Here is a 12,237-nt window from a genome sequence, read left to right on the forward strand (position 1 = left end):
TCAAATCATGCCGCAGCCAATTCGCTGCCGCGCAGCAGGCTCTGTGTCCTTATGGTGACGGTTTGACACAATCAGACAAGGGGCGGGAGAGAGTGGTTGCTTAAACACAGAAGCCATGATGAGAACAGAGAATGAAATGAAGGCGGCTTTGCTGCAGGGGAATTAAAATGCAAGACCGGTTACAGCCGCATGTGCGCGGAATGATTACGATGATCTGTGCCATGCTTATTGTGCCGCTTATGGATGCAACCGGCAAATGGCTGGCAATGGAAGAGAATATTCCGCCGGCTACCATCAGTTTCATGCGTTTTTTTGTGCAGGGACTGATTAGTTTAGGCGCAATTGTTCTTTTCAGTCGCGGGCTTGGTCTTAAAACAGAGCATCTCTGGGGTAATCTGTTTCGCGGTTGCCTGCTTGCACTCGGCAGCCTGTGTTTTTTCACGGCAGTAAAATATATGCCGCTTGCTGATGCGCTGGCCGTGTTCTTTGTTGAGCCGCTTATTCTTACGGTTCTTTCAATGATTTTTCTTAATGAGAAAGTAGGCTGGCGTCGCCTTAGTGCCGTGCTGGTTGGCCTGCTCGGAACTGTCATTGTAATTCAGCCAAGCTGGAGCGTGTTTGGCTGGGTGTCGGTTCTGCCGATGATTTCGGCTTTTCTATTCGCAGTTTATCTGGTGCTGAACCGTAAATTCGGTCTCAATGAACGCCCAGTGGTTATGCAGCTTTATGCCGGCATCGGCGGCAGTATCATGGGGCTTGCCGTTATGGTCTTCGGTGAGGTGGCGGCTATTCCGGATCTGCAATTTGTATTGCCTGCCTCGCTGTTCCCGTGGTTCATGCTGATCATGATCGGTGTCTTTGCAGCCAGCGGGCATTTGCTGGTAGTGCAGGCATTTCAGCTGGCACCGGCATCAATTCTTGCACCGTTTCAATATGTTGAAATCGTTATGGCAGTGACCGTGGGGCTGATCTTTTTCGGTGATTTTCCAAGCCTGTCAAAATGGTTTGGTATCGCCATTATTATCGGCTCGGGCATTTATGTTTTCATCCGCGAGCAAAAGCGTAGTGCTGAAGCGGAGAAGGTAATGCTTTCCGTATAAGTGAAAGAAAAGGCGGTTTAAAAGCTTTTCCGGTAAAAGTGCGAAACGCCTGTGCGGGGAAATCAGTTCATCGGACTGATTTCTTTTCCCGCTCCGATACGTTGGATAATGTGTAAAACAAAGATTTGGAGCGTTCCAAAATTCAGCTTTAATCGGAATCGCTCCAAATTTTTTTCTTATTTAAAACAATATGTTGTTTATTGTTTTTGCTATTTTACATCACCAAAAACTTCGGTGAAGCTTTGCTTTAGCGCCACATCCAGATCATCCATGGAAACTGGTAGCCCCAGATCAACAAGGCTTGTCACGCCATGCTCGGCAATGCCGCAGGGAACAATGCCGCTGAAATTTTCAAGTTGTGGTTCTACATTGATCGAAATGCCGTGAAAGCTGACCCAGCGGCGCAGACGAATGCCGATTGCAGCAATTTTGTCTTCAGCCATCGAACCATCGGCGAGACGAGGTTTTTCAGGGCGCATAACCCAGACACCCACGCGATCTTCGCGGCGCTCACCTTTGACATTAAAGCTGTCGAGCGTGCGGATGATCCATTCTTCGAGTGCTGCCACAAAGGCACGAATATCTTCGCGACGTCGTTTCAGATCCAGCATGACATAGGCCACGCGTTGCCCCGGACCATGATAGGTGAACTCGCCGCCGCGCCCTGTCTTGTAAACCGGAAAACGATCGGGTGACAGCAGGTCTTCTTCACGCGCACTGGTGCCTGCAGTGTAAAGCGGCGGGTGTTCCACAAGCCAGACCAGCTCATTGGCTGTACCGTCACGAATGGCGGCAACGCGGGCTTCCATAAATGCTTCCGCATCAGGATAAGTTGTCAGCCCGTCAGCGACCTGCCATTCAACAGGTGGTGAGCCGTCAGCAGCCTGAAAACGCGCGGATAGATCATTACGGTTTGTCGCGGGGCGACTCTGTGCAGGGGAATTTTCTGTCATGATGGCATTCAGGTAGAGACTGCAGTTCAAAAAATCCAGATGGCAAATTGACCGCTTTTCACAGCAAGGCCTGGCATTTGTTTATCTGCGACCTGAGATTTACAACCGGATGAATATGATTGTGGACTTACTGGTCGTTTGTCGCCTAACAATGGCGCGGCACTTCGCATCTTCCTGTCTGAAATAACTGTATAGGACGCAAGTGCTGAAGTGGGGGGAGTTGCAATGAAACTACTTTGGAAAAGGACGCTGCAAGTCCACATCTTGTTGTGGGTAGTGCTTGCAATTGTGTCTTACGCAACCGCCGGAATCTATGCATTTGTGAGTTGCTGGCCTTTTATCTTGATTATACCGCCTCTCGGTTTTGTTTTTATTTTTCTGTTCCTGTGCAGTTTAGTGACTTTGATACGCTGGATATTCTATCAGCAGTTTCGCACGAGGCGTTCATTTATAATTGAGAGTCACATCATGATAATTATTTTTGGTGCAGTCATTTGCCGGGTGGCCGCGGATATCGCGGTTGGTCAGGTCAGCTGTCTTTAGATACGATTATCCCGCCTCTGTATGATGAATTTGTATGCCTTCGACGAGGGGACAATCCGATTCATGGCTGCAGCTATTTGCTGGTTGTGCAAAGCTTCAGGCTTGGCTTCACTGCAAGGCATATGAGTTTGTTGTGAGGAATAACTGTCTGAGGTGTTTTGAGGATTTTTAGGCGGTACTGCCAGATGTCGCTCAGGTCTGAATTGTGTAATTCAGATGTAAATCAGTCGTAGTTTTTCCGTGCACGCAGATGAGTGCATTGGGAATTCTGATTTAATTATGTTTTTGAAAAATCAAAATTCTCTAAAGAGAGAATGGTGCGGTCGAGAAGACTCGAACTTCCACGGGTTGCCCCACAGCGACCTCAACGCTGCGCGTCTACCAATTCCGCCACGACCGCACTGTGTGGTAGAAACCGAATTGCTTCGGTGAGGGCGATGTAGCAAATCACTATTGCAGTGACAAGCCAAATTATTCGTTTCATTGCATTTTTTTAAAAGTAATTCACAGAACCGTGTTTTTCTCCTGTAAAATCGCGTTTTTATAATCTCTTCAATAGGATGGAGAGGGAGTATTTTTCTTCATGAGTGTTCGGTCAGGCATATTTATTGGAATCGCGTTATCGACAAGCTGGAAAAGATTCGCTTTTTGCACCTGTTTTTGATTCAAAAGAGTACGCGTTGCAGCCTTTCAATATTTTCCAGCTGTTTGCGGGTTTCCTGATAGCCGATATCAATAGTTTCGGCCGCACGGTGAAACTCGGTCAGGCCGATATGGCCGATACTCGGCATTAATGCGATATCCGGCGGATCGCCGGCCATACGGGCGCGCGAGATTCTGTCTTGTATAATATTGAAGGCATCCATCATCACGCCTGTTATGCCCAAACGTGATTCATGGCTTATTACCCCTGCCTGAGAGCTGACAATATCCTCCTGTCCGGCACGTGCAGGGCTGGTATATTTTACAACAGCTGCGCGGCCGAACTGGTCGTAGTTGAGATTGACGGCCAATACCAATTGTTGCTCATAGGCACGGCATACGGAAACCGGAACCGGATTGACTAATGCGCCGTCAACAAGCAGGCGGTGGTCGTAACGAATTGGTTCAAAAACGCCCGGCAACGCATAAGAGGCGCGCATCGCCATAATAAGCGAGCCGGTGGAGAGCCAGATCTCATGGCCTGTGCGTAATTCCGTAGCAACAGCCACATAAGGACAGGGCAGGTCATCAATATTCAACCCGTCGAGATGTTGGTGCAATTTGCGATCCAGTTTCATGCCGCCGAATAATCCGCTGCCGCGGAATGTAATATCCATCAGGTTGAACATGCGTCTGCGTGTAAGGGAGCGTGCAAACTCCTCCAGTTCATCCAGTTTTCCTGCCAGATAACAGCCGCCGACAAGTGCCCCTATTGAGGTGCCTGCGATCATGGAGATTTTGATATTAGCTTCATTCAGGGCGCGCAATACGCCGATATGCGCCCAGCCGCGTGCTGAGCCGCCCCCTAAAGCAAGGGCAATTGGCTGGGGTGTTTTAAGAATAACAGGTTTGGGAGATTCTGCTTGAGCCGGTGTGTTGGCGGCAGCATTCGTGCGGCGGCGCGGTACCCATGACAGCATGCAATATCTCCCGAATATACCTGTGGTTATGACCAGAATACAGGAACCAGTATATTCAGACTATGGCTTTCATGCGATTGCTGTGCAAGGCAATTAGTGCAGTTATAAATTGCAGAAAACAGATATTGTAATATGAATTATGTAAAATTAATGTATTTTTAATAATTGTTAATTGAATATTAAGTAGTTTTATTGATTGTTATTTGTATTTACTTCGATCATTTAAATTAACGCAATAGTAACCATAAGTTCTTCTGAATATTCGTGTTGCAATATTGTTACAGCATTTTTGTCCGGATGGTGTAAAACAAGATCAAGAAAGATTTTGAGGTTCTCCCATGTTTAATAAAGTCATCCTCGCTGCTTCAGCAGCTGTTCTGTTCTCCGGCACTGCAATGGCTGCAGACGCTATCGTTTACAACGAACCTGCTCCGGCCGTTGAAGTGAATACCTTCAGCTGGGAAGGTGGTTATGTTGGTGCCAATGCCGGTTACGGTTTTGGTAAAATGAAAGAAGACGGCGTCAGCATTAAGCCACGCGGCTTTGTCGGTGGTGTACAGGCTGGTTATAACTGGCAGTTCGATCAGATCGTTGCCGGTATTGAAGCTGACTTCCAGGGCTCGACCATGAAGAAATCGGTTGATTTCTACGATGCAGCCGGCGCTTACGAAGGCACTGTAAAGGGCAAAGTCCAGTGGTTCGGTACTGTTCGTGGTCGTCTGGGTGCAGACATTGCTGAACGCACCATGCTCTACGGTACAGCCGGTCTTGCTTACGGTAAAGTGAAGATCGAAGGCTACGATGCTGCTCTGGATCTGTCTGAAAGCGCTTCCAAGACCCGCGCTGGCTGGACTGCCGGTGCTGGTGTAGAGCACGCTTTCACAGACAACGTAACTCTGAAGACAGAATATCTCTACACAGACCTCGGCAAAGTTAAGTTCAGTGACCAGGTTGATGTGGCTAAAGTTAAAACCAACTTCCACACTGTGCGCGTTGGTGTGAACTACAAGTTCTGATAATCTGACGGGAGGTGAAGGACGCCTCTCATGTCTTCAAGATTTCTTTCGCCGGATTTGATATTTGGCGAAAGAACCGTCCTCCAGACAAAAAGCCCTGCGTAATCAATATTACGCAGGGCTTTTGTGTTTTACGTTAAAAATAAACCTAATATGCTGATTTATTTATGTAAAATGACGTTATTACCTGAAATATCTACCGTGCGGTAAAAGCAGGAATGACGATCTGTGTGGCAAGTCGGACCATTGCCGGCAACTCTGACCTTGAGCCACAGGGCGTCCTGATCGCAATCTGTACGCATCTCAATAACAGTCTGCAAATTGCCGGAGGTTTCACCTTTTTTCCAAAGCGACTTGCGTGACCGCGACCAGTAATGGGCTATGCCGGTTTCCAGTGTCAGGCGCAAAGCTTCACTGTTCATATGCGCAACCATCAGCAATTCGCCGTCATCCACGCTTGTCACAACTGCGGTAATCAGACCTGAACTGTCAAAGCGGGGCGCAAAAACAGCACATTCCTCGGTGCTGTGCTTGTCGGTTTGCGCAGGGAAATCGGCAGGCAATCGGGTCATGAACCGCTCCGCAGCATGGTCATGAACCGAACCTGATTGGCGACATCCTGTTCAAAAGCGCCTGTAAAGGTAGTTGTCAACGTGGTTGATCCCTGTTTGCGAATACCGCGCATAGCCATGCACATATGCTCTGCTTCAATTAAGACAGCAACGCCGAGAGGCTTGAGAATATTCTGAATGCTGTGAGCAATCTGCGCTGTCATGCTTTCCTGTGTTTGCAGGCGATGGGCAAACATATCAACGACACGTGCAATTTTCGACAGGCCGACAACAGAACCATTCGGCAGATAGCCGATATGTGCCTTGCCGATAATCGGCACCATATGGTGCTCGCAATGCGAGAAAAACTTGATGTCTTTTATCAGAACCATGTCTTTATAGCCGGCAACTTCTTCAAAAACAGTGCCGAGCTCTTCTTCCGGTGACTGATGATAACCGGAAAACAGTTCTTTATAGGCTTTTGCCACGCGTTTCGGGGTTTCAAGTAACCCTTCGCGCGACGGGTCTTCGCCCATCCAGAGCAGCAATGTTTTTACAGCGGCCTCTGCCTCAGCCTTTGTGGGGCGTGCAATATTGCTGGTCTGTGAATCGGAAATGTGCTTGTTCATATCGAGCTCCCGTAGTCTCTCTCTGTGGAGAGACGAGTTAAACGGACACTGTTACGAAGCTTGCTCAGGCAGTAAATTTAGCTGTACCGCTGAAGGCTTGGCATTTATGTCGGGGCAGTTATCTGGCGTTTTGCAGAATACAGCCAAAGGTCTGCTCTGCCTGTTTGCATTGACTGTCGCGGAAATATCCGCAAAAGGCAAATGCCTGTTCTATATAAAGTATGTCGAAGATATTAAAAGAGCAAAGACAGCCGATTTATGTCGTATTTCGGTTGTGCTATTCTCTATAGCGGCTTGAAATGAAATATTTATATAGCCACTTATACAATCATGTCCGGCACAGCCCCGGAACATGCTGAAGGAGAGCCGGATGATCAATGATATGTATAATGCCCGGATTCTCGAATTTGCCGGTAACATTCAGCATATTGGCCGTCTTCAGTCGCCGGATGCAACAGCAAAGGCACATTCCAAGCTTTGTGGCTCTACCGTGATTGTCGATCTTAAAGTCAGAGACGGCATTGTCGTGGATTTTGCCCATGAGGTAAAGGCTTGCGCATTGGGGCAGGCGACCTCATCGGTGATGGCACGTCATATTATCGGCTCCACAGAGGCTGAATTGCGCGAATTACAGGCACAAATGACTGCAATGCTGAAAGATAATGGTGCGCCGCCTGAAGGCCGCTTTGAAGATTTGCGTTTTTTCGAGCCGGTTCGTGATTATAAAGCCCGTCATGCATCCACTTTACTGACATTTGATGCTGTTGTTGACTGTCTGGATCAGATTGCCGCAAAAGCTGCTGTGTAAGCGATATGTGCGCGCAGCCTGAAACCAAACCCCGCAAAAAATACAGCCGTAACTATCAGGGCGCATGGCGCAAGACACCGGATCGTTTGCTGGGAACAGGGCTTGTGCGGCTTTATCAGCTGACTTTATCGGGTTTTATCGGTAATTCCTGCCGCCATATGCCAACCTGTTCCGAATATGCCTATGAGGCTATTGCCCGTTACGGTTTGTGGACCGGCGGCTGGATGGGCTTGTTTCGTGTTATGCGTTGCGGGCCGCTCGGCACCTGCGGCATAGATCGCGTGCCGGAAGCGCTGGAGCCGCGCTATAAATGGTATTTTCCGTGGCGTTATTGGCACATTTCGGCTGCAAAACCCGATAATGACTAAGCTTTTATGGGGCAAAGGTTTATTTCCCTGTTTAGATTGATTATAGAGACGCTGCCGGTCGCATCTGCACTTCGTTTTGCAGGAGCCGGTAATTATACATTTACTTTAAACAACCACCCGCAATCGTTGGCGGGACTGGATGAGGATGACAATGTCTGATCTTATTACTCTCGAATTTCCCGACGGCTCACAGCGCGAATATGATCCGGCCATGACTGGTCTGGCGCTTGCCGAATCCATCTCCAAATCACTGGCTAAAAAGTCTGTCGCCTATGCGGTTGACGGCACCGTGCGTGATTTGTCCGAGCCGCTTGGCGCATCAGGCAAAGTCGAGATTCTCACCCGTGAAGATCCGCGCGCGCTGGAGCTGATCCGCCACGACTGCGCCCACGTTCTGGCTGAAGCTGTGCAGGAGCTTTTCCCTGGCACGCAGGTCACAATCGGACCGGTTATCGAAAACGGCTTCTATTATGACTTCGCCCGCAATGAGCCTTTCACACCCGATGACCTGCCGGTTATCGAAAAGAAAATGCGTGAAATCATTGCCCGCAACAAATCGTTCACACGCGAAGTCTGGACACGCGAAAAAGCCAAGCAGGTTTTCTCCGATAAGGGTGAATCCTATAAGGTCGAGCTGATTGATGCGATCCCTGAAGGTCAGGATCTGAAGATCTATTATCAGGGCGACTGGTTCGATCTTTGCCGTGGTCCGCATATGGCGTCCACAGGTCAGATCGGCAATGCGTTCAAGCTGATGAAAGTTGCCGGTGCTTATTGGCGCGGTGACAGCAACAATCCGATGCTGACACGTATTTACGGTACAGCTTTTGCGAATGATGCTGATCTGCAGCAATATCTGACAATGCTGGAAGAAGCTGAAAAGCGCGATCATCGCCGTCTTGGCCGTGAAATGGATCTGTTCCATTTTCAGGAAGAAGGTCCGGGTGTGGTGTTCTGGCATTCCAAGGGCTGGCGTATGTTCCAGAGCCTTGTCAGCTATATGCGTCGTCGTCTTGACGATCATGGCTATCAGGAAGTCAACGCACCGCAGGTGCTGGATAAATCTCTTTGGGAAACATCCGGTCACTGGGGCTGGTATAAAGACAACATGTTCAAGGTCACCACTGCCGGTGATGATACTGAAGATGACCGCGTTTTCGCGCTGAAGCCGATGAACTGCCCGGGGCACGTGCAGATTTTCAAACATGGTTTGAAATCCTACCGCGATCTGCCGATCAAAATGGCAGAATTCGGTAATGTGCATCGCTATGAGCCGTCCGGTGCGTTGCATGGTCTGATGCGCGTTCGCGGCTTTACGCAGGATGATGCGCATATCTTCTGTACAGATGAACAGATGGCCGATGAATGCCTGCGCATTAACGATCTGATCCTTTCGACTTATGCTGATTTCGGCTTCGATCAGATCACGGTCAAGCTCTCCACACGTCCTGAAAAGCGCGTTGGTGATGATGCGCTGTGGGATCGTGCGGAAAGCGTTATGGGCGAAGTGCTCAAGACAATCGAAGCCAATTCCGGCGGCCGCATCAAAACCGGTATTCTGCCAGGTGAGGGTGCGTTCTACGGTCCTAAGTTCGAATATACGCTGAAAGATGCGATCGGTCGTGAATGGCAGTGCGGTACAACGCAGGTTGACTTCAACCTGCCGGAACGATTCGGTGCATTCTATATCGACAACAACTCCGAGAAGCAGCAGCCGGTTATGATCCACCGCGCGATCTGCGGTTCGATGGAGCGTTTCCTCGGTATTCTGATCGAGAACTTTGCCGGTCATATGCCGCTGTGGTTCGCACCAATTCAGGTTGTTGTGGCAACGATCACTTCGGAAGCGGATGAATATGGTCAGGAAGTTGCTAACTTGTTCAAAAAAGCAGGTTTGCAGGTAACGACCGACTTCCGCAACGAGAAGATCAACTACAAGGTGCGTGAGCACTCGCTGCAGAAAGTGCCGGTCATTCTGGTGCTTGGTAAGCGTGAAGCGGAAGAACGTACAGTCAATGTGCGTCGTCTCGGCTCCCGTGATCAGACACCTATGTCGCTGGATGAAGCACTGAGCTCATTGCGTGAAGAGGCAACACCGCCGGATCTTCGCCGTGCATAATTGATATAAGAAAAGGCCGGAGCAATCCGGCCTTTTTGTTTTCTCTAATATTGGGGCACCAATGCGTAGCACTCCATTCTCACAATTCTGGAATAGTATATACTCAGGATCGCTGCCTTTGATGTATCTGTTGCGTGAAGAAAAACGGCAACAGTGGGTACGATTTTACGCATTACCTGAAGGAAAGCGCTACCCATCCAATGAAAGTGAGCAGAAAGAGATTTTAAAACGCTACAATAGCGTGGCCGGTACAATCTTTGCTGAACATGAACCATTATGGCTGGTATCTGATACTGGTGTTGAAAAATCTGAAACCAGCAGATTTTTGAAGCTTCTTACTCTTGGTTTTAAGAGTACTGGCATCAAATCATATACCGATGAAGATGGAGAAAAATGCAGATCTCGTTTTTTCTATAAACAAACTCATTGGAAAAGCGGCGCTTTTAATGATCTGTTTTCTTTGGTTGTCAATGAGAAAATATCAGGCATTCTGTTTGTGAATCAGAAAACACAAATGCTTTATATGTATGATGGCGGGATGGATGTCATCTTGCCAGATACAGCGCAACTCAATCAACTTAAAGAACGATTTGAGCAATGGCGTTCACCGCTTGTAAGCGGGCTTTAATTCAATGGTGCGGCTTTAAAGCGATATTCGCCGTGGCTGTCGATGTCGAAATAGTCACCGATCTGCGGGTGGCGCAGCGGTTCGCCGCTTTCATCTTCTTCCAGATTTTGCTCGGAAACATAGGCTACGTAATCCGTTTCCTCATTCTCCGCCAGCACATGATAAAATGGTTGCTCACGTTTCGGACGTGAAGCTTCAGGAATGGACATGTACCATTCTTCCGTATTGGCGAATTCCGGATCAACGTCGAAAATGATACCGCGAAACGGTAACAGGCGGTGGCGCACCACCTGTCCGATCTGGAAACGTGCATATTTTACTTCAAAAGCACTCATTGTGATCCGTCGTGATGTGGCGTGACAATTGGCAGTGTCGTCTTCTTATTCGCTGCGGTGAAAGACGGTAGCAGGGCTTTGAAACCGCCACCGGGACGCAACCCCTCACGCATGAAGAAAGCACGCAGCGGCGGTACAACACGCAGGATTTCCAGTCCCGTGCCGCGAATGATCTGCGCTGGCAGGAAGTCTGACAGCAGCGTGCGGTTCAACACATCGACCGAGCCGGTACGTGCCAGAATATCAGGGCGGCGGCCGCTGTCGTAGGCGCGGATCACGCGGTCAGAACCGGCATCCTGCTTATCTTTGTTCAGAGCGGAGATCAGTGTTTCCACATCGCGGGTGCCGAGGTTCAAACCTTGAGCGCCGATTGGCGGGAAAACATGCGCTGCTTCGCCGATCAGAATGGTGCGCTTGGCAGCAAATTTCAGCGGCACCAGACCGGAGAGCGGCCATGCCTGCTGTTTGGTGTCGACCGTAATCTGCCCGAGCATGGATTGCATTTTTGTTTCAATCTCGCGGGCGAGCTGTTCGCTGTCGAGCGCCATCAGCTTTTCAGCATGGCGCGGATTGGCAACCCAGACAAGGCTGGAGCGATTGCCGGGCAGCGGCACTTGCGTGAAAGGGCCGTCCTCGGTGTGGAACTCGGTCGAAATATTCTGATGCGGTACTTTATGACTAAAGGAGCATACAACTGCCGTTTGCGGATAGCGCCAGCGGCGGGTTTGAATGCCGGCTGCATCACGCGCTGAGCTGTTGCGACCATCTGCAGCCACGACCAATGGTGTGGTTACAACCTGTCCGTCGCTGAAAGTGACAGAAATACTGTCTGCATTATGCTGATAGGCGGTGGCATTGTTGAAGTTGCGCGCAATGCGCGGATGCGCGGTTACTGCCTCATGCAATGCACGGTTCAGCACCAGATTTGGGATATTATAGCCGAAAGCTTCCGTTCCGATTTCTGAAGCGCGGAATGTCACCGCAGGGCTTCGGATCAGTCTGCGGGTGCCGTCAACAATACGCATGGAGGCGAGGGCTGCTGTATCCGGACGGATGGTTTGCCACACACCGAGACTGTCGAGATATTCAATGGCAGGCATCATCAATGCTGTGGTGCGCCGGTCATCCTGATCGCTTACCGGTCCCGCGAGCAGAATATCATAGCCCGCTTGCGCCATTGCCAGTGCCGCAATCATACCTGCAGGGCCGCTGCCGCTCACAACAATGCGTGCTGAAGCGAACTCGGATGAATGAACGGAGCCTGACATAATGCACCTCTTTGTTTTCCGGCTTTTGTGAATCAAACAGTCAAATCGCCGGAATTAGCCTGCTAAATCTTAAAAACCATAAGCAGATTATTCTGCACATTCTTTTAGGCCATAAGTCGCCGTTACGACACTAAAAACATATGCTTAGAGCGGAGATAGTCACTTATAGCAGGTAACTTCTTTGGATGAGCGACATTTTGTCTATTTTTCAAGTCAGCTTTTCTTGCACTTTTAGTGTTTTTCGACAAAAGCTGTCAGGACTGATAATTCATTAATTTTTTGTAACAGAATCGGCAA

11 protein-coding genes, 1 tRNA gene and 1 pseudogene are annotated in these 12,237 nt (G+C 49.3%); 6 read left to right on the plus strand and 7 right to left on the minus strand.

The genetic code is table 11. The features are described 5' to 3' along the window. The first annotated feature begins 167 nt into the window (after positions 1–167). Positions 168–1,100, plus strand: a complete 933-nt coding sequence (locus tag HBA93_RS05280; protein ID WP_221722562.1) for a DMT family transporter — start codon at positions 168–170, stop codon at positions 1,098–1,100. 209 nt (positions 1,101–1,309) lie between these two features. Here HBA93_RS05280 and lipB read toward each other — a convergent pair whose 3' ends face one another. From lipB to HBA93_RS24725, 3 genes and pseudogenes are all read right to left on the minus strand, one after another. Then, a complete protein-coding gene (lipB, locus tag HBA93_RS05285) occupies positions 1,310–2,053 on the minus strand; it encodes a lipoyl(octanoyl) transferase LipB (RefSeq protein WP_221722563.1) in 744 nt (247 codons plus the stop codon). A gap of 858 nt (positions 2,054–2,911) precedes the next feature. Next, positions 2,912–2,996 (minus strand) — tRNA-Leu (locus HBA93_RS05290). Between the two features lie 562 nt (positions 2,997–3,558). Beyond that, a pseudogene (locus HBA93_RS24725) lies at positions 3,559–4,134 on the minus strand (patatin-like phospholipase family protein); the annotation flags it as partial. 422 nt (positions 4,135–4,556) lie between these two features. On the opposite strand from HBA93_RS24725, the gene HBA93_RS05300 reads away from it, so the two are divergent. After that, positions 4,557–5,234 (plus strand): outer membrane protein, encoded by a 678-nt coding sequence (locus HBA93_RS05300; RefSeq protein ID WP_221722565.1) that lies wholly within the window; start codon positions 4,557–4,559, stop codon positions 5,232–5,234. Between the two features lie 161 nt (positions 5,235–5,395). Here the strand turns inward: HBA93_RS05300 and hisI are convergent, their stop codons facing one another. Together hisI and folE are read right to left on the minus strand one after the other, a co-directional pair. Beyond that, positions 5,396–5,806, minus strand: coding sequence for a phosphoribosyl-AMP cyclohydrolase (gene hisI, locus HBA93_RS05305; RefSeq protein WP_221722566.1), 411 nt, complete (start codon positions 5,804–5,806; stop codon positions 5,396–5,398). Further along, positions 5,803–6,414, minus strand: coding sequence for a GTP cyclohydrolase I FolE (folE, locus tag HBA93_RS05310; protein ID WP_121992578.1), 612 nt, complete (start codon positions 6,412–6,414; stop codon positions 5,803–5,805). Before folE ends, hisI begins: the two co-directional genes overlap by 4 nt. 370 nt (positions 6,415–6,784) lie before the next feature. Between folE and HBA93_RS05315 the strand changes: the two genes are divergently transcribed. From HBA93_RS05315 to HBA93_RS05330, 4 genes are all read left to right on the plus strand, one after another. Beyond that, the gene (locus HBA93_RS05315; protein WP_221722567.1) at positions 6,785–7,222 is read left to right on the plus strand and encodes an iron-sulfur cluster assembly scaffold protein; all 438 of its coding nucleotides are present in this window, start codon (positions 6,785–6,787) and stop codon (positions 7,220–7,222) included. 5 nt (positions 7,223–7,227) lie between these two features. After that, complete coding sequence (yidD, locus tag HBA93_RS05320; protein ID WP_221722568.1) at positions 7,228–7,590, plus strand: membrane protein insertion efficiency factor YidD; 363 nt, start codon at positions 7,228–7,230, stop codon at positions 7,588–7,590. A 151-nt stretch (positions 7,591–7,741) separates the two neighbouring features. After that, a complete protein-coding gene (gene thrS / locus HBA93_RS05325; RefSeq protein WP_075655266.1) occupies positions 7,742–9,709 on the plus strand; it encodes a threonine--tRNA ligase in 1,968 nt (655 codons plus the stop codon). A 121-nt stretch (positions 9,710–9,830) separates the two neighbouring features. Further along, complete coding sequence (locus HBA93_RS05330) at positions 9,831–10,337, plus strand: DUF3885 domain-containing protein (RefSeq protein ID WP_221722569.1); 507 nt, start codon at positions 9,831–9,833, stop codon at positions 10,335–10,337. Here the strand turns inward: HBA93_RS05330 and hspQ are convergent. After that, the gene (gene hspQ, locus HBA93_RS05335) at positions 10,334–10,672 is read right to left on the minus strand and encodes a heat shock protein HspQ (protein WP_221722570.1); all 339 of its coding nucleotides are present in this window, start codon (positions 10,670–10,672) and stop codon (positions 10,334–10,336) included. The two genes, HBA93_RS05330 and hspQ, sit on opposite strands and share 4 nt — an antisense overlap. Next, positions 10,669–11,940, minus strand: coding sequence for a UbiH/UbiF family hydroxylase (locus HBA93_RS05340; RefSeq protein WP_221722571.1), 1,272 nt, complete (start codon positions 11,938–11,940; stop codon positions 10,669–10,671). Before HBA93_RS05340 ends, hspQ begins: the two co-directional genes overlap by 4 nt. Positions 11,941–12,237 lie beyond the last annotated feature (297 nt).

The sequence above is a fragment of the Ochrobactrum sp. SFR4 genome (assembly GCF_019730395.1).
GTDB lineage: Bacteria > Pseudomonadota > Alphaproteobacteria > Rhizobiales > Rhizobiaceae > Pseudochrobactrum.